The sequence below is a fragment of the Actinocorallia libanotica genome (assembly GCF_039525175.1).
Taxonomy (GTDB): Bacteria; Actinomycetota; Actinomycetes; order Streptosporangiales; family Streptosporangiaceae; genus Actinocorallia; species Actinocorallia libanotica.
This window is the reverse complement of the sequence record NZ_BAAAHH010000026.1, coordinates 115,724-132,852: the sequence shown is the minus strand read 5'-3', so window position 1 is coordinate 132,852 and position 17,129 is coordinate 115,724. Positions and strand designations below refer to the sequence as shown.

The following is a 17,129-nucleotide window of genomic DNA, read 5'->3' as shown; positions in this document are numbered from 1 at the left end:
CCAGGATCTCGGTCAGTTGATCGGGGCGCAGTTGGGTGAGGCCGCCGGTGGTGGGGGCGTAGAAGGTGGGGGGCATGGAGGGGCCGCCGGACGTGCGGGGGGCGCCGCCGGGGGGCGGGGCTCCGGGGCTGCCGGCGGGGCGGGGCATGGCGCGACGCGGCATGGCGGAGCGGGAGACGGTCGGCGGGGCTCCGCCCGGGGCGGAGGGGAGGGGCGCCGCGGCCATCATCGGGGCGGCGGGCGGAACGGACAGGACGGCGCTTTCCCGTTGCCAGCCGCGGGGGATCTCCACGGGCTGGGTCACCTGGTGGGGGGTGTCACCGGAAGTGACGACCCTTGAGTCGATGGCGACGAAGGCCGTGAAGCGGCAGAGGACGCCGTGCTTCAGCGAGGCGGCGACCAGGCGCTGTTCGAGTTCGTCCGACGGGTGAACGGCGTAGGAGTCCTCCAGGTCGCGGAGATGCGCCCTCGCCCAGATGGTGGTGGCGGCGGGGTGGGCGACGGCCTGTCCGCTCAGGGTCCGGCGCCACTCACCGGTCTCGGCGGACGGCGAGGGGCCGGACGTTCTGGGCGCGTCGGTTCGCGTGGCGGTGAGGGTGAGGGGGGCCGGGACGCCGCGGTAGCGGCCGGAGAGGACGACGGGGACGCCGGGGAAGAGGGAGGGCGGGCGGGAGGGGGTGAGGGTGTCGGGGAGGAGCTCCAGGCCGGGGGAGGGGCGGAGGGCGAGGCGGGTGAGGACGGGGGCGGCGATGCGGTGGTGGATGTGCTCCATCGCGGTGTCGAGGCGGTCCTCGGACTCGACGAGTTCGCAGCGTCCCTGTCCGTGGGCGGCCAGCCTGCCCAGGAAGCCGGCGTTCACCGCCTGGTCGATGCCGACGGTGTGGACGCGGATGCCGTGCAGGGCCGTGGGGGACAGGGCGGCGAGGATCTGGTCCTCGTTGCCGACCTGGCCGTCGGTGACGAGGACGACGACCCTGTCGCGGACGGGGTCGGTGAGGAGTTCGACGGCGCGGGTGAGGGGGGCCAGGATCTCGGTGCCGCCCCTGGCGCTCAGGCCCGCGAGGTGCTCGACGGCGCGGAAGCGGTGCCGGTCGCTCGCCTCCACCAGGCCCTGGGCGAGTCCTTCGGGGGATTCGACGATGTGGTCGAAGGAGAGCACGGCGAACCTGTCGTGAGCCTGGAGGCTGTCGACGATCCGGGCCGCGGCCCGCCGGGCGGCGACCATCTTCCAGCCCTCCATGCTGCCAGACCTGTCGATCGCCAGCACGACGTCCTTGGGGCGGGCGGGACCGGTCTGCTCCGGCACCAGCGTCAGCGCGAACGTTCCCTCGCCGCCTTCCTCCTCGGCGGAGTCCGGAACGAAGATCAGCGACTCCACCAGCCCCACCCCCGCGCCCTCGACGGAGCCCGCACGCTCCCCGTCCCCGGGGCCGGTGCCTTCGGTGGCGGCGGGGTGCGGGGGAGTCGTGGAGGGAGGGGAGTAGGGGAGGCGGAGGATGAAGTCGCGGTCCAGGCGTTCGCCGGGGGTCAGGCGGAGGGCGCCGTCTTCGGTGGTGAGGGTGTGGAGGCTGGAGGCGACGGAGCCGAGGGGGAGGCCCGCGGGGTCGATGGCGGCGGTGATGCTCAGGGCGACCGGGTTGGGGAAGCCGGGGAGCAGGACGGGCGGGGTGATGCGGGAGGCGTCGGGGACGGCGGTGGTGTCGGGGAGGACGCCGCTTCCCGCGGAGGGGCCGCCCAGCGGGGTGCCGGGGATGTAGCGGGGGGCGACCACGAGGGGAAAGCGGAAGGTGGCGGCGCCGTCCTCGTAGGGGAGGGGCTGGTCCAGGGTGAGCCGCACGGTCACGCGTTCCCCGGGGAGGATGTTGCCGACCCGCATGGTGAAGACGTCGGGGCGGTCCTCTTCGGCGATCGCGGCCCGCCGGCCGGAGGCGATGGCCTGGTCGTACTCCTCGCGGGCGGCCGCCCGTTCCTTCAACTCCGCGGTGATGACCCGGCCGTCGGCCTCCATGCGCAGCGCGGTGACGGCGGCGCGGTCGGGCAGCGGGAACACATAGGTCGCCTCCAGCGGCTTCTCGAACGGGTTGCGGAAACCCTGGGTCACCTCGACGCGGGCGGCCAGGCCGGTGATGGCGGCGTGGACGTCGACGGTGTCGAGCGGAAGGTTCCCCTCGGCGGTGGTGAGGGCGCCGAATCCGGTCTCGGGAACCGGGGACGGTTCCATCGGCATGATCTGCACGTTCACATTGGCCTCCCTGGCGGCGTTGTTGCGGTGGCCGGACGCGGATGCCGGCGACCGGTGCTCCGGTGGGGACACGCCACCGCCGGAGCCGGGGCTACAGGTGGTGTTCGTCCTCCCTTCCGACGGCCGCCGCCCCCGCTGGCAGCCGTCGTTCGGCGAGCGCCTCCAGCAGCGGCTCCGCCGCCGCCCGCAGCGCCGCGAGATCCTCCTCGTCCAGCGTCGCGGTCTCCAGCAGCAGCGTCACGCCCGGCGCGAGCCGGATCCCCTGCATCGCCACACTTCGGACACGGCTCGCCTCGGCCCTTCCGGAGACCTTCACCTCCGTCGCCCACTGGACGTCTGGTACGCCCGTTCCGGTGGTCTCGGCCGCGGCCCCGCCCGCATGGACGGTGCCCTCCGCCTCACCGGCGTCGGTGGTGTCGTCCGTGCGGGCGGCGCCGGGAGATGTGCCCGCACGGACCGCGGCGGGCCCCTCGGGACGGCCTCCGGACGTGGAGGTCTCCGGTGGGACGGAGGCAGCAGAGGCGTCGCCGGGCGCGGCGGCCCAGAAGCGGCGGCGGGCGGCCGCCGCCGGAGCGGAGGGGGCGCGGAGGCCCGGCAGGGGGCCGGTGATGGCGAGGAGCGCTTCGGAAGGGGCTCCGGTGAGTTCGGCCTGGATCTCGGCGAGGGTGCGGCCCGCGGCCTGGCGGCGCTTGACCGCGACCAGCTGGAGCAGGTGCCGGTCGGTGTAGCGGGCGGTACGGCCCTGCCGGATCGGAGGATCGAGCAGGCCGAGCGTGGCGTACCAGCGGATGAGGCGCTCGTTGGGGACGTCCTGGACACGGCCGCTCACCGCGAGATCGGCCAGCGCGGCGGCTGCGCGCTCGGCCAGTTCGGAGATCGTCCACGTATCCATGCTGCAATGATGACACTGTCATGATGACAGTGTCAATCGGGATGCGACCCGCGCCGCGTCCTTCGGTGCCGGGCGACTCACCGGCTCTGTGCGCCGGGTGTGTGCGGCGCGCGGAGCCGAAGGTGCGCGGAGGGCGATGCCGTCCGCAGCCGGAACGCCGCCCCGGACGCCGCCGGTGCGGCCGCAGAAGCGCTGGTGGGCGGGGGATGCCAGGAGTGTCGGGGTTTGGGGATGGCGACACCGGCGGGGCGGGCGGAAGTCCTTGAATGCGGCCGTCAGGGGCAGCACGCTGGGCGCGGGGGTGAGGCCGGTGCGGCGGAGTGAGGCGGGGACGGCGGGCGCCTCGGCGTGGGCCCGGTACCGGCGGCTCTCGTCGCGGACCGAGAGATTCGTGGTCTCGGTGGTGCTCGGCATGGCCGGGGGAGTGGTGGTTGCGGGGCTGCTCGACTGGCGTCCCGCGCTGGCGGTGGGCGCCGCGCTGACGGCCGCGCACTGCCTGTCCGGCTACTTCGCGCCGGGCGTGGAGACCAACTGGCGGCGCGGAGCCCGCGCCGAGCGGCGCACGGGGCGCGACCTGGCACGGCTGGGCCGCGGCTACAACGTGCTGCACGACCGCGAGATCCCGCGGTTGCCGGCCACCAATCTCGACCACCTGGTCATCGGCCTGACCGGCGTCTACGCCGTCGTCACCCGCAGGGTGCGCCGCGGGGCCCGCGTCTGGACGGACGAGGAGCGGCTGTGGGTGGGGGAGCAGCCCGCGAAAGGGCTGGAGATGGCGACGGTGACGCTGGCCGCGGAACTGGTCGCGGAACTCCTCTCCGACGAGCTCGACAGCGACATGGACGTCGTCCCCCTCATCGCCGTCCAGGCGGGGCGGCCGGCGCCGGAGGGCTGCGAATACGACGACGTCACCCTCCTCCGGGGGCGGACGATTCCGGGATTCATCAAGTCACATCCGGTCATCTACACCACGGCACAGGTGGCGGCGATCTCCGCGGCGGCGGAACGTCTCTTTCCTCCGATGCGGTGGGAATTCTAAGAAAAGGCCGATCGGAACAGGCGCTGGAGAGCGGTCGGCGAAAGGCCATGGGCTCCCCTTCCGCAGAGGAGATATCGCTCGTCGAGGCGCTGTGTTCCCGCGACGCCGATGCCCTTGCTGCCGTTTATGACGCTTATGCCGCCGGAGGCTCGGCTCTGAAGTCAGAGCCGGGATCCTGGTCCGTGCGAGTGGCTGTGAGCTCTGCGGGAACCACGCGCCATCGAAGGTCTTCTCTTTCGCGAAGGTGCTGGAATTGTCACCCTGCGCATCTCCGTCCGCCTCGTTGAGAGCACGAATGATGACCTGTCCCACCGATCCGGAACTCCGGGCCTGTCGGCTTTTCGTCGCGACGCGTATCACCGGGTTCACCGCCGCCGGTTTTCCGGGATAGTCCCGTGGTATGTCCGGCTCGGCCGGGTTCTCCGGAATGGTGGGAGAAACATTCTCTCCAGCAGAAACATGATCGCCTGAATGGTGTGAGCGAGGCCCGAGTCCGGGTAGGCACCTCTCCGGTGAGCAATCGACTACGCACAGTGATTGCTCTGGAATGTTCGGCATATCGGACAGGAGGAAAGCGTGACGCAGCCATCCCGCAGCCTGGCAGTGCTCGTGACCGGCGCTCTCGTCGCGGTGGGGACGCCTGTACTGGCCGTTCCACCGGAGCCTTCCAGTACCCAGGATCTGGCCGAGAGCAGACAGACCGTCCGTGACAAGGAACAGCAGGCGGAAAGGGTGGCGTCCCGGCTCAGACAGGCGAAGGCCGAGCTGGTGAAGCTCGGCGAACGCGCCGAAAAAGCCCAGAAGCAGTACGACGAGGCCGCCACGGCGCTGAAGCGGACGCGCAACGCCTTCACGGAGGCCCGACAACAGGTGCGGACGGCCAAGACGAAGCATGAGGCGGCGCAGGCCGAAGCCGCACCAGCCGAATCCGTCCGTCCCGAGTCCGCTCCGCTGGAAACCTCAACGGCACAGAGCGTACAGCCCGAAGAGGCGGGACCGGAGGATGCACACGCCGAGAAACCGCAGGTAGAAGCGGCAGAAACCGAGGGAGACGAGCGCGACGGTCGGGAGGCCTCTGGGGAAGGAGACGCCTCCCGCTACCTGACGCACTCCCCCTACGCGAAGTATGCCCGCTACCTCGCACGCAGCATGACCGCCGAGAGCGCCGAGAAGGCCGAGGGCGGAGAAGCGGCCGAAGCCCCGGCGAAGCCGGAGAACGTCCAGGAGGCGGTGGAAGCCGAGGGCGTACGGGACTCCGAGAAGACGGAGGACGACCAGCAGGGCCGCACCGAGTCCACGGCGACGGACGTCCGGCAGGACACCGCTCTGGAGAAGCTGGAGACGGTTTACGCGCAGGCCCTTTCACGCCGGACCGAGGCACGCCGCGCGTACGTGGACCAGAAGACGGAGTTCGCCGAGGCCGAGCAGGCCAAGAAGGCGGCCGACAAGGCGTACGAGGAGCAGAAGGAGGAGGTCGCCCAGCTACGTGCGCGTAAGAAGCGGCTCTTCTCCGCGCTCGCGAGGACCCAGAACGGCGTCGTCTTCCTCGCGGACCGGCGAGCGGAGAACACCCAGACGGCCGTCGCGAAGCTGAAGAAGGGCAAGAAGCGCCACTTCGCGCGCGGTGCGGCCCGCGGAAGGCTGGTCGTCCAGTCCGCCCTCAAGTGGATCGGCACGCCCTACTCCTGGGGCGGCGGCAACTCCTCCGGTCCCAGTTTCGGCATCGGACGCGGCGCGAGGACGCGCGGGTTCGACTGCTCCGGGCTCGCCCTCTACGCCTGGGCGCAGGCGGGGGTGAAGCTCGACCACTACACGGGCTCGCAGTGGAACTCCGGCCCGCGCATCCCGCTCAGCATGGTCAACCCTGGCGACCTGCTCTTCTTTGCCGGGAACACCAAAAATCCCGACACGATTCATCATGTCGGGATCTTCGTCGGCCGCGGCCAGATGGTGGAGGCGCCCTACACGGGGGCGCGGGTCCGGGTGACCTCCATGTGGCGCAAGAGCCTCATCGGAGCGGTCCGGCCCGCCTGACGGCTCAGTGGCCGCCCTGGTCCTGGAAACGCTTGCGGGAGCGGAGGATCTCCTCCTCGGCCTCGACCCGGCCGACCCAGTTGGCGCCCTCGACGGACTTGCCGGGCTCGAGGTCCTTGTAGACCTCGAAGAAGTGCTGGATCTCCAGCCGGTCGAACTCGGCGACGTTGTGGATGTCGCGCACGTGCTCGAAGCGCGGGTCGGTGGCCGGCACGCACAGCAGCTTGTCGTCACCGCCCGCCTCGTCGGTCATCCGGAACATGCCGACGGCGCGGCACAGGATGAGGCAGCCGGGGAACGTGGGCTCCTGCAGCAGGACCAGGGCGTCCAGCGGGTCGCCGTCCTCGCCGAGGGTGTTCTCCACGAAGCCGTAGTCGGTGGGGTACTGGGTGGAGGTGAACAGCAGGCGGTCGAGACGGATGCGCCCCGTCTCGTGGTCCACTTCGTACTTGTTACGAGAGCCCTTGGGGATCTCGATAGTCACGTCGAATTCCACTGTTTCCTCCGCTTGCCAGTTTCTGAAGCTGCCGCGTGTGATGCGTGGCTCATGGGGTGTTGTGTGTATACAAGGATGTCGCACTCCGGTGATAGTTCTGGACGGGGAAGAGGTAAGTCATGGCGGCCATCGACCGGCCCGTGGCCGTGGTCACTCTCTTCCTGCTCCAAGTCTTCGCCGTGGGTGCGAGCGCCGGTGTGGTGAAAGTCACACCGGAGCGTGATCTGTCGCCACGGCCGGCCACCGTGGCCCACCGGGAGATCGTAGTTCCCGGCAAGACCACGCAGGGTACCCGCGATACGCGGATCTCGGGTGCTCAGCTGGCCGAGAGGCTCGGGAAACTCGATCCCAAGGGCCGGATCATCGGCGTGGTGCTGGACGGGGAGACCCGCGAGAACCTGTTCGACGCCCGTTCCGGCCAGGCCGCGGTGCCCGCCTCGACCACCAAGATCGTGACGTCGACGGCGGCGCTCACCGCGCTCGACCCGGCGGCGCGGATCACCACGAAGGTGGTGCGCAAGGGCGGCAGGCTGGTGCTGGTCGGCGGCGGCGACCCCACCCTCTCGTCCCGGGAGCGGCCCGAAGGCCAGCCCCGGCCGGCCTCCATCGCCGAGCTGGCCAAGGAGACGGCCGACGCCCTCAAGGCCGACGGGACGACCGGCATCGCCGTCGACTACGACGCCTCCCTGTACTCAGGCTCCGTGCTGGGACCCGGCTGGAAGCCCACCTATGTCACGGAGGGAAGCGTCGCGCCCGTCTCGGCGCTGATGGTGGACAACGGGAGGGTCGCTCCCAACCCGTGCGAAGGGACGGTGGCGCCCGTCAAGGACGGCCCGAAGCACGCCGTACAGGTGTTCGTCGACTGGCTGAAGCGCTACGGAGTGAGCGCCTCGGTGGGCCGTCCGGGCTCGGGAGAAGGCGGCCAGCAGGTCGCGGACGTGCAGTCTCCGACCGTCTCGGCACTGGTCGAGCACCTCATGGACTGCAGTGACAACGACGTCACCGAGGCGCTGGCCCGGCAGGTCGCGTTGAAGAAGGGGCAGCCCGCCAGCTTCGACGGCGCCGCGCGGGCCGTACGCAACGTCCTGCAGTCGCTGGGAGCCGCCCAGGGCGTGGAGACGCTGGACGGCAGCGGTCTGTCGCCGCTCAACCGCATCACCCCGCTCGGGCTCGCCAAGATGATCTCGATGAACGCCGCGGGCGACCGGAAGGCGCTGCGGACGGTCATCACCGGCATGCCGGTCGCCGGTTTCAGCGGCACCCTGGCCGCGCGGTTCCTCGGGACGCCGGGTGCGGGCGTCGTCCGGGCGAAGACGGGCACCCTCAACCACGTCGCGACCCTCGCGGGCATCATCCAGCACAAGAACGGGCGCCTCCTCACCTTCGCCTTCATGGCCAACGGGGTGGAGGACCTGGCGGAGGCCCGCTCGACCCTCGACGCGCTCGCCACCGCCGCCGCCACCTGCGACTGCTGATCCCGTCGAGGGATATGTGCGTTTTGGTAGGGGTGTCCAGGTTGGCCGTGGGGTTTCGGGGAACGCCTCAAAGGAACGGCTCGTTAGTCCGTACAGCGGCAGGTCCGTCCGGGCGGGTCGCGGTGGAGGGAGCAGGCGTGAGCGGCATGATCGACTGGGGTACGGCCGTCCAGACGGGCGCCCGCCTCGTACGGCCCGGCCCGCAGGTCTCCGCGACCGAGGCGAGGGCCGTCGTGGCGGAGCTGCGGGAGCTGTCGGGCGTCGCGGAGGGCCATGTGCGGGAGTTCACCCGCATGGACGTGCCGCCGTCCACGCACCCGGCGACCGTGGTGGACCGCCCGGGATGGATCAAGGCGAACGTCGAGGGCTTCCGGGTGGTGCTGGAGCCGCTCGTCGAGCAGCTCTCGCAGCGCCGCTCCGCGCCGTCGGGGCCGATGGGGATCGCGGCCGACATCGTCGGGCCGCGCGTCACGGGCATGCAGATGGGTGCGATCCTCGCCTACATGGCCAGCCGCGTGCTGGGCCAGTACGAGCTGTTCCTGCCGCCGGACCCGTCCGGGAAGGCGCCCACCGGCCGGCTGACGCTGGTGGCCCCCAACATCGTCCACGTGGAGCAGGAGCTCTCCGTCGACCAGCGGGACTTCCGGCTGTGGGTGTGCCTGCACGAGGAGACGCACCGCGCCCAGTTCACCGCCGTGCCCTGGCTGCGCGCCTACGTGCAGGAGCAGATGACGCAGTTCCTGCTCGCCTCGGACCTCAGCCCGACCGAGCTGTTCGACCGGATCAAGGACGCCGCCGAAGCCGTCGCGGACGCGGTGCGCGGCGGCGAGTCGACCCTGATCGACGCGATCCAGACACCGGCGCAGCGCGAGATCCTGGAGCGCCTCACCGCGGTGATGACGCTGGTGGAGGGCCACGGCGACTTCGTCATGGACGCGGTGGGCCCGGAGGTCGTGCCGTCCGTCGCGCAGATCCGCGCCAAGTTCGGCTCGCGGCGCGGCGGCGGTTCCAAGCTCGACAAGACGATCAGGCGGCTGCTCGGCATCGACCTGAAGATGAAGCAGTACGCCGAGGGCTCGCGCTTCGTCCGCCGGGTGCACGCCGAGATCGGCATGACCGGCTTCAACAGGGTGTGGACGTCGCCCGAGACGCTGCCCACGATGGCCGAGATCGGCGACCCCTCCCTGTGGATCCGCCGGGTGGGCCTTCCCCCGGTCGGCGGAGAGATCCTCTCCCTGGAGAAGCCCAACGGAACGGAGTCCTGACCCGGGCCCGTCGCCTGCGGGCCGCCGGGTCCATGTCCCCCTGTGGATAACCGGGGGGACGGTCTCCGGGCGTGACACTCTGAAGACCTGACCGGTTCGGCGGGGTGGCCCGCCGCGAGGACGGGGGGCGGGAGTGGGGCCGGATCCGGCTGTCGCCGCGGTGCGTTCGGCGGTACGGGAGTCGCTCGGCGGACGGCCGTCGGGCGGTCTGGTGCTGGTGGCGTGCAGTGGTGGTGCCGATTCGCTCGCTCTGGCGGGGGCGTTGGCTTTCACGGCGGTACGGGCGGGGCTGCGCGCGGGGGGCGTGACGGTCGATCACGGGCTGCAGGAAGGGTCCGCGGCGCGGGCCGATGAAGTCGTGAAGGTGCTGCGGTCACTCGGTCTCGATCCCGTGGAATCCGTCGCGGTCTCGGTGGGTCGTGCGGGAGGTCCGGAAGCCGCCGCGCGTGAAGCCCGCTACACGGCGCTGAACGAGGCGGCGGAACGGCTCGGGGCGGGAGCCGTTCTGCTGGGGCACACCCTCGACGACCAGGCCGAGACGGTCCTCCTGGGGCTGGCACGCGGTTCGGGAGCGCGGTCGCTGGCGGGAATGGCTCCGTGCGCCGGACGGTATCTCAGGCCGTTCCTGGGGCTCACCCGCGCCGAGGTGAGGCGGGCGTGCCTGGCGATGGGGCTGGCGCCCTGGGACGACCCGCACAACGAGGACACGGCGTACACGCGGGTACGGGTGCGCAAGAAGGTGCTGCCACTGCTGGAGGAGGAGCTCGGCCCCGGGGTCTCCGAGGCCCTCGCACGGACCGCCGCGCAGCTGAGGGAGGACGCCGACGCGCTCGACGCATGGGCGGCACGGGCACTGGAAGAGGCACGTGATTTCGACCACGCGCTGGACGTCCGGACGCTGGAGGGGCTGCCCCGGGCGGTGCGCTCCCGGGTGCTGCGGCGGGTCGCCGTGGCGGCCGGAAGCCCCGCCGGGACGCTCGCCTCGGTGCATGTGGCGGCCGTGGACCGGCTGGTCACGGCCTGGCACGGGCAGCGCGGCGTGGACCTGCCCGGCGGGATCAGGGTGATCCGGCGGTATGGCAAGCTGCATTTCGGCACGGCCGAGGTGGCCGGGTCGGGGGAGACGCGACGGAAGGCGTAGGGGTGGAAGAGAAGGACCTGGGCAACGACCTGGCCAAGGTACTGATCACGGAGGAGCAGATCCAGGCGAAGATCCGGGAGCTGGCGGAGCAGATCGACGCCGACTACGCCGGCAAGGACCTGCTGCTGGTCGCCGTGCTCAAGGGCGCGGTGATGGTGATGGCCGACCTGTCGCGCGCCCTGCGCAGCCACGTCTCGCTCGACTTCATGGCGGTCTCGTCGTACGGCTCGGGCACCAAGTCGTCGGGCGTCGTGCGGATCCTCAAGGACCTGGACACCGACATCTCGGGCAAGCACGTGCTCATCGTCGAGGACATCGTCGACTCGGGCCTCACGCTCTCGTGGCTGATCGACAACCTCCGGACCCGGCAGCCGGCCAGCCTCGAAGTGTGTGCGATCATGCGTAAGCCGGAGGCGGTCAAGACCGAGATCGATGTGAGGTACATCGGTTTCGATATTCCGAACGAGTTCGTCGTGGGCTACGGTCTGGACTATTCGGAGAAGTACCGCAACCTTCCCTTTGTTGGGACACTTGCCCCGCACGTGTACAGCAACTGATCGCGGGGAACAACCCGGGCCAGCCGTTCGTTGGGATGACGCTGGGGAGATCGCTGGCTGCATGCTTCGCTTCGTCCGGTGTACCTTCAGTAGTTAGCTTTCCGCAGACGTTGGTCAGGAGGGACGGGCCCCGTCCGGGGTTGCCGCACATATGGACGTGAAGCGCTACTTCCGCGGACCACTGCTGTGGGTCCTTCTCTTCGGTGTGCTGGTCGCCCTCGTCATGTGGGGCGTCAATCCGGGCCAGACGTACCAGAAGGTCGACACCTCCACGGTGGTCTCCGCCATCCAGAACGGCCAGGTCAAGTCGGCGAAGATCGTCGACAAGGACCAGGTCGTCCAGATCACCACCACCGACGGCAAGCACCAGCAGGCCAGCTGGGTCGGCGGCCAGGGCATCAAGCTGCAGGAGCAGCTGCAGCAGCAGATCCAGGCCGGCAAGACCCAGTCCTACCTGGTCGACGTTCCCAAGCAGAGCGTCTTCCTGAGCCTGATGTTCAGCCTGCTGCCGATGATCATCATCATCCTCATCTTCCTGTTCATCATGAACCAGATGCAGGGCGGCGGCTCGCGGGTGATGAACTTCGGCAAGTCCAAGGCCAAGCTCATCACCAAGGACACCCCGAAGACCACCTTCTCCGACGTCGCGGGCGCCGACGAGGCGATCGAGGAGCTCAAGGAGGTCCGCGACTTCCTGCAGAACCCCGCGAAGTTCCAGGCGATCGGCGCCAAGATCCCCAAGGGCGTGCTGCTCTTCGGCCCTCCCGGCACCGGTAAGACGCTGCTGGCGCGCGCCGTCGCCGGCGAGGCCGGGGTGCCGTTCTACTCGATCTCCGGTTCCGACTTCGTCGAGATGTTCGTCGGCGTCGGCGCCTCCCGCGTGCGCGACCTGTTCGAGCAGGCCAAGGCGAACGCCCCGTCGATCATCTTCATCGACGAGATCGACGCGGTCGGCCGCCACCGCGGCGCCGGCCTGGGCGGCGGGCACGACGAGCGCGAGCAGACCCTCAACCAGCTGCTGGTGGAGATGGACGGCTTCGACGCCAAGGCCGGCGTCATCCTGATCGCCGCCACCAACCGCCCCGACATCCTGGACCCGGCGCTGCTGCGTCCCGGCCGGTTCGACCGCCAGGTGACGGTGGACCGCCCCGACCTGGAGGGCCGCAAGGGCATCCTGCGCGTCCACGGCCGCGGCAAGCCGTTCGCGCCCGACGTCGACCTCGACATCATCGCCCGGCGGACCCCCGGCTTCACCGGCGCCGACCTGGCGAACGTCATCAACGAGGCGGCGCTGCTCACCGCGCGCTTCGACCGCAAGCTCATCGACATGGACACCCTCGAAGAGGCGATCGACCGCGTCATGGCCGGCCCGGAGCGCAAGACCCGGGTGATGTCGGACGCCGAGAAGAAGATCATCGCCTACCACGAGGGCGGCCACGCCCTGGTCGCGCACGCGCTGCCCAACGCCGACCCGGTGCACAAGGTGACGATCCTGCCGCGCGGCCGGGCCCTGGGCTACACGATGACCCTGCCGATGGAGGACAAGTTCCTCACCACCCGCTCGGAGATGAACGACCAGCTCGCCATGCTGCTCGGCGGCCGCACGGCCGAGGAGCTCGTCTTCCACGAGCCCACCACCGGCGCGTCCAACGACATCGAGAAGGCCACCTCGATCGCCCGCAACATGGTCACCGAGTTCGGCATGAGCGAGCGGCTCGGCGCCCGCAAGTTCGGCAGCGGCGGCGGCGAGGTCTTCCTCGGCCGCGACATGGGCCACGAGCGCGACTACTCCGAGAACATCGCCTCGGCGATCGACGACGAGGTGCGCCGCATGATCGAGGGCGCCCACGACGTCGCCTGGGAGATCCTCACCGAGTACCGCGACGTGCTCGACCACCTGGTGCTGGAGCTGATGGAGAAGGAGACCCTCAGCAAGGACCAGGTCCTGGAGATCTTCGCGCCGATCCGCAAGCGCCCGCACCAGAAGTCCTACGTCGGCTACGGCAAGCGCCTTCCGTCCGACCGCCCGCCGGTCATGACGCCCAAGGAACTGTCGCTGACCGGCCCCGCGGACACCAAGGCAGTGGAAATGCCGTCCGGTGAAACGGACAACTAACGGCTCCGCGTAGAGTGTCCGTTATGAGCGCTGCCCCGGAGTTCGATCACGCGCGGCTTGAGAAAGCCGTACGGGAGATTCTGTACGCCATCGGTGAGGACCCCGACCGTGACGGACTCCGGGACACCCCGGCCCGGGTCGCCCGCGCCTACGCCGAGCAGTTCGCCGGCCTGGCGATGGGCCCGGAAGACGTCCTGACCACGGTCTTCGAGGCCGACCACGACGAGATGGTCCTGGTGCGGGACATCGAGCTGTACTCGACCTGCGAGCACCACCTGGTGCCCTTCCACGGCGTCGCGCACGTCGGCTACACGCCCGGCGACAACGGCCGCATCACCGGCCTGTCCAAGCTGGCCCGCCTCGTCGACGTCTACGCCCGCCGCCCCCAGGTCCAGGAGCGCCTCACCAGCCAGGTCGCCGACGCACTGATGGACCACCTCAAGCCCCGCGGCGTCATCGTCGTCATCGAGGCCGAACACCTCTGCATGACCATGCGCGGTGTCCGCAAGCCCGGCGCCAAGACCGTCACCTCCGCCGTCCGCGGCGACTTCCGCAGCCACGCCGAGACCCGCAACGAGGCCATGAGCCTCATCCTCGGCCGCCACTGACCCCGACGGCCCCTCCCACCCCCACCCCCGAAACCGCTTCGGCTCCCCCGAGGCGGTTTTCGCTTTCCACCCCGAGCCACGGAACCACCGGCCCCGTACGAGCACGCACCCATCAGCCGCTGCCGTCGCCGAGTCCTTGCCAAGAAGCCGAAGCCTTCACCAAGAAGCCGAAGCCCTCATCGAGGAGCCGACGCCCCCACTAGGGGCGGAGGCTCTTACCGAGGCGGAGGCTCTTACCGAGGCGGAGGTCCTTACCAAGGCGCGGAGGCTCTCATCGAGGAGCCCGGTTTCGTGAGATCGCCCGTCCGTGGTGGAGCGGGAGGGCTCGGTCGGGCCGGGAGGGGAGCCGGGGCCCGGCCCGACGGGAGGCGTCAGCGGGTGGCGGCTTCGATGTTCTGCTGGGAGCGGCGGACGTCGGTGGCGCCTTCTTCGAGGGCGAGGGCCATCTTGTCGAAGGCGCTCTTGGCCTCGGCCCAGGCGGTGCGGAAGCGGTCGGCGCCGGGGCCCCACCAGATCTCGGTGGAGCCGACGGTGCGGCCGTTGAGGTCCTTGATGAGGGCGTCGAGGTTCTTGGAGTGCCGGGAGAACAGGCGGGCGAGTTCTTCCATCTGGCCGATGTTGCCGCCTCTGCGGTCCGCACCCATGGGTCGTCCTCTCGCTGGGGAACCGGTCACCTGCCACGGTAGGCGGCCGAAGGGCCGCGCGCAGCGGGTTCCCGAGTTGTCGGGGATGGGAGGCGAGGAGGGTGTGACTCGGGCGGAAGTGATGGCGGAAGCGGTGGTCACGTCGCACAATGATGTGGTCACTCTGGGTGAAGGAGTGGGTCGGAGCGCGGAAAGAGCGCTGTTCGGCCGGTGACTCTTCGCCTGGGTGGCCGGCCGCTTGCATCGGCCGGGGCGGAAGGGCGTTGACGGGCTTCGGGGGCGCGGCGTGGTGGTTTCCGAGCGGGTGCGGTGGGCGGGACGGCGGGTCGAGGAACTCGCGGGGGCCGCAGGGGGCGCGGGAACGCGGATCTGGCGGTTGCTGGAGGGCGGGGTGCTGACGGGGCCGGCGGCGGTGGCCCTGTTCGGGCGGGTCGCCGAGCGGCACGGGGAGGTGGGGCGGGCGTTCCGCGCGGCGGCGGGACGGGTCGAGGCGGCGGGTCGGGAGGCGGTGCCGCCGGTGGCGGGGGTGTCCGTGACGTTTCCCGGGGCGGGGAGGGCGCCGAAGGGGGAGCCGGGGATCGGGGCGGGCAGTCCCGAGGGGCTGAACGACCTGATGATCGAGCTGGGGCGGACGGCGCGGCTCTGGCAGGACGCCGGACGGGGGCTGCGGCTGGTCCTGGACGGGATCGGGGCGGGGGGCGGGCCTGGCACCCGGGTCGAGCGGCTCGGCGCGGACCTGCTGGGGGAGATCCCGGACCTCCGGCGCCGGCGTGACCTCCTCGCCAGGGAAGGGGGCGGGATAACGCGGATCGCCTGGCTCCCGGTGGCGCTCGCGATGATGCGGGAGGTGAAGGCCGCCGACCGGGCGCTGTACGGGCGGCTCGTCCGGGCGGGCGTGGACCCGGCGGACCTGCCGCGGTGCGGGGCGGACGAGGTGCGGCGGTGGTGGGACCACCTCACCCGGGAGCAGCGGCGCCTGTACGTGCGGGCGTTCCCGTCGCTGATCGGCTGGGCGGACGGAGTGCCCGCCGCCGCCCGGGACAGGGCGAACCGGGCAGTCCTCGACCTCCGTCTCCAACGGCTCCGGGAGCGGCCTCCCGGAACGCTGACGGCCTTCGAGACCCGCGACCTGGGACGGCTTGAGCGCCTGACCGACAAACTCGCCTCGGTGGAACGGGACACCGGCCAGAAGGCCTACCTCCTCGGCCTCTCCTCCACCCTCGCCGGCCCCTGGGACGGACACGGCGAAAAGTCCTTCCTCCCCGACGGAACACCCCGCCTCGTCACCGACCCCACCCCCGGCCCCGACGGCCGCGTCATCATCGCCATCGGCGACCCCGACAAGACCCGCCACACCGGAATCTACGTCCCCGGCACCACGGCCCAACTCGACAACATCGACGGCGACCTGGACAGGGCCGTCAATCTCTGGACGAGAGGCCAGAAATACGCACCAGATTCGGTCTCGACCGTCATGTGGTTGGGTTACGACGCGCCAGACGGAATCATCGCTGATGCTCCCAGGAACATCTATGCAGAAAGTGGTGCACCCAAGCTGAGGGGTTTTGCCGAAGGTCTTCGTGCCGCTCGGGAAGGAAAGGTCGCACACCTCACAGTGATCGGCCACAGTTATGGTTCGGTGGTCGTGGGAGAGGCGGCGAGAGGAGGAGGACTTCCGGTGGACGACATAGTCGTGGCGGGAAGCCCCGGTATGCATGTCGGCCAGGCGGAGGAGCTCGGTATCGGAAAAGAGCATGTCTGGGCGCAGGCGGCGGAAGGGGATCCCGTTCCCGCCATGGGCCGCCTCGGGCACGGGCGGTCCGCCCGCGAATACCCGGTCCCCACGCTCCCTTTGGTGCCTTCCGACGGAGGGTTCGGCGGCCGCGTCCTCGCCACGGACACGAACGGACACAGCGATTACTGGAATGCCGGGAGCCAAAGCCTCGACAACCAGGTGAAAGTGGTGACCGGAACCTACGGGAATTCTGATCCGCTGGATGACCCGACACTCAGGAACGAGAATCTATGGGTGCGCTGACCTTGATGCGGAGTGTGCGGTTCGGTGTCTTGCCGGTTCTTGTTTTCGCTATGCTCGCCGGCTGTTCTCGGGATAAGGAATTCACCGCTTTGCCTGATGGTGCGGACATGCCGGTTGCCCACCCTGGGGAAACGGCTGAGAAAGTAGCGCGGTACGCCAAGGAGATCGGCAAGGTCATAGGCCCTAGAGGAAGGCTTGACCGAACGGTCGTCCTGCCCGTTCCATGCGGGGGCGAAGGCTCGCGGCGAAGTGTTCCGGGAAGGAACACCGAACTGGACTCGTGGTGGGTGAGCTACAGCCCCTACGCGGAGAGCATCGACACGTTTGTAGAACTTGATTCCGCTGATGCCATCCGGCCCATGCTGGCGCGTCTTCGTGATGGCCTGCGGGAAGCGGGATGGCAGATCGTCGAGTACGCCGAGGACGGCGGTGTCCTGAAGGCGGCCGCGCCCGAAGCCGGTTACGGGGCCACCTTCGAGGGCCTCGCTCCCACGAGCGAGCGGAGTCCGCGGATCGGGGTGAATGTGTCTTCGCCGTGTCTGCGGCATCCGGGGGCGGGGTGAGTTCGGCGGGGCGCGGGGT

Annotated in this window: 14 protein-coding genes; 10 read left to right on the top strand and 4 right to left on the bottom strand. The window is 70.3% G+C overall.

Annotated elements, in window-relative coordinates:
* Window positions 1–2,242, bottom strand: a 2,242-nt coding sequence (locus ABD140_RS27560; RefSeq protein WP_344243914.1) for a VIT domain-containing protein, incomplete at its 3' end; no start/stop codon positions are given.
* A gap of 91 nt (window positions 2,243–2,333) precedes the next feature.
* Window positions 2,334–3,134, bottom strand: coding sequence for a MerR family transcriptional regulator (locus ABD140_RS27555; RefSeq protein WP_344243913.1), 801 nt, complete (start codon window positions 3,132–3,134; stop codon window positions 2,334–2,336).
* 310 nt (window positions 3,135–3,444) lie between these two features.
* Here ABD140_RS27555 and ABD140_RS27550 point away from each other — a divergent pair, with 310 nt between their 5' ends.
* Together ABD140_RS27550 and ABD140_RS27545 are read left to right on the top strand one after the other, a co-directional pair.
* Entirely contained in the window at window positions 3,445–4,173 is a 729-nt protein-coding gene (locus ABD140_RS27550; RefSeq protein WP_344243912.1) for a nuclease-related domain-containing protein, read from the top strand.
* Between the two features lie 576 nt (window positions 4,174–4,749).
* Window positions 4,750–6,207, top strand: coding sequence for an NlpC/P60 family protein (locus ABD140_RS27545; RefSeq protein WP_344243911.1), 1,458 nt, complete (start codon window positions 4,750–4,752; stop codon window positions 6,205–6,207).
* A gap of 4 nt (window positions 6,208–6,211) precedes the next feature.
* Here ABD140_RS27545 and ABD140_RS27540 read toward each other — a convergent pair whose 3' ends face one another.
* Window positions 6,212–6,703 carry an inorganic diphosphatase gene (locus tag ABD140_RS27540; RefSeq protein ID WP_344243910.1) on the bottom strand — a complete coding sequence of 164 codons (492 nt, stop codon included), beginning with the start codon at window positions 6,701–6,703 and terminating at the stop codon, window positions 6,212–6,214.
* Between the two features lie 119 nt (window positions 6,704–6,822).
* On the opposite strand from ABD140_RS27540, the gene dacB reads away from it, so the two are divergent.
* From dacB to folE, 6 genes are all read left to right on the top strand, one after another.
* A complete protein-coding gene (gene dacB, locus ABD140_RS27535; RefSeq protein WP_344243908.1) occupies window positions 6,823–8,178 on the top strand; it encodes a D-alanyl-D-alanine carboxypeptidase/D-alanyl-D-alanine endopeptidase in 1,356 nt (451 codons plus the stop codon).
* A 146-nt stretch (window positions 8,179–8,324) separates the two neighbouring features.
* A complete protein-coding gene (locus ABD140_RS27530) occupies window positions 8,325–9,443 on the top strand; it encodes a zinc-dependent metalloprotease (RefSeq protein WP_344243919.1) in 1,119 nt (372 codons plus the stop codon).
* Window positions 9,444–9,576: 133 nt separating this feature from the next.
* A complete protein-coding gene (gene tilS / locus ABD140_RS27525) occupies window positions 9,577–10,584 on the top strand; it encodes a tRNA lysidine(34) synthetase TilS (protein ID WP_344243907.1) in 1,008 nt (335 codons plus the stop codon).
* Window positions 10,585–10,586: 2 nt separating this feature from the next.
* Window positions 10,587–11,141, top strand: a complete 555-nt coding sequence (hpt, locus tag ABD140_RS27520; protein ID WP_344243906.1) for a hypoxanthine phosphoribosyltransferase — start codon at window positions 10,587–10,589, stop codon at window positions 11,139–11,141.
* A 151-nt stretch (window positions 11,142–11,292) separates the two neighbouring features.
* Window positions 11,293–13,257 (top strand): ATP-dependent zinc metalloprotease FtsH, encoded by a 1,965-nt coding sequence (ftsH, locus tag ABD140_RS27515; RefSeq protein ID WP_344243905.1) that lies wholly within the window; start codon window positions 11,293–11,295, stop codon window positions 13,255–13,257.
* 23 nt (window positions 13,258–13,280) lie between these two features.
* Window positions 13,281–13,865 (top strand): GTP cyclohydrolase I FolE, encoded by a 585-nt coding sequence (gene folE, locus ABD140_RS27510; RefSeq protein ID WP_344243904.1) that lies wholly within the window; start codon window positions 13,281–13,283, stop codon window positions 13,863–13,865.
* Window positions 13,866–14,236: 371 nt separating this feature from the next.
* Here the strand turns inward: folE and ABD140_RS27505 are convergent, their stop codons facing one another.
* On the bottom strand, window positions 14,237–14,509 hold the full coding sequence (locus ABD140_RS27505) for a WXG100 family type VII secretion target (RefSeq protein ID WP_344243262.1): 273 nt from the start codon (window positions 14,507–14,509) through the stop codon (window positions 14,237–14,239).
* 286 nt (window positions 14,510–14,795) lie between these two features.
* Between ABD140_RS27505 and ABD140_RS27500 the strand changes: the two genes are divergently transcribed.
* A complete protein-coding gene (locus ABD140_RS27500; RefSeq protein ID WP_344243902.1) occupies window positions 14,796–16,547 on the top strand; it encodes an alpha/beta hydrolase in 1,752 nt (583 codons plus the stop codon).
* On the top strand, window positions 16,535–17,110 hold the full coding sequence (locus ABD140_RS27495; protein WP_344243901.1) for a hypothetical protein: 576 nt from the start codon (window positions 16,535–16,537) through the stop codon (window positions 17,108–17,110). The genes ABD140_RS27500 and ABD140_RS27495 overlap by 13 nt, the downstream gene beginning before the upstream one ends.
* The last annotated feature ends 19 nt before the right edge of the window (window positions 17,111–17,129 follow it).

Coding starts and splice junctions, on each gene's coding strand:
- ABD140_RS27555 (WP_344243913.1), bottom strand. CDS start 3,134: ATGGATACGTGGACGATCTCCGAACTGGCCGAGCGCGCAGCCGCCGCG.
- dacB (WP_344243908.1), top strand. CDS start 6,823: ATGGCGGCCATCGACCGGCCCGTGGCCGTGGTCACTCTCTTCCTGCTC.
- ABD140_RS27530 (WP_344243919.1), top strand. CDS start 8,325: ATGATCGACTGGGGTACGGCCGTCCAGACGGGCGCCCGCCTCGTACGG.
- ftsH (WP_344243905.1), top strand. CDS start 11,293: ATGGACGTGAAGCGCTACTTCCGCGGACCACTGCTGTGGGTCCTTCTC.
- folE (WP_344243904.1), top strand. CDS start 13,281: ATGAGCGCTGCCCCGGAGTTCGATCACGCGCGGCTTGAGAAAGCCGTA.
- ABD140_RS27505 (WP_344243262.1), bottom strand. CDS start 14,509: ATGGGTGCGGACCGCAGAGGCGGCAACATCGGCCAGATGGAAGAACTC.
- ABD140_RS27495 (WP_344243901.1), top strand. CDS start 16,535: ATGGGTGCGCTGACCTTGATGCGGAGTGTGCGGTTCGGTGTCTTGCCG.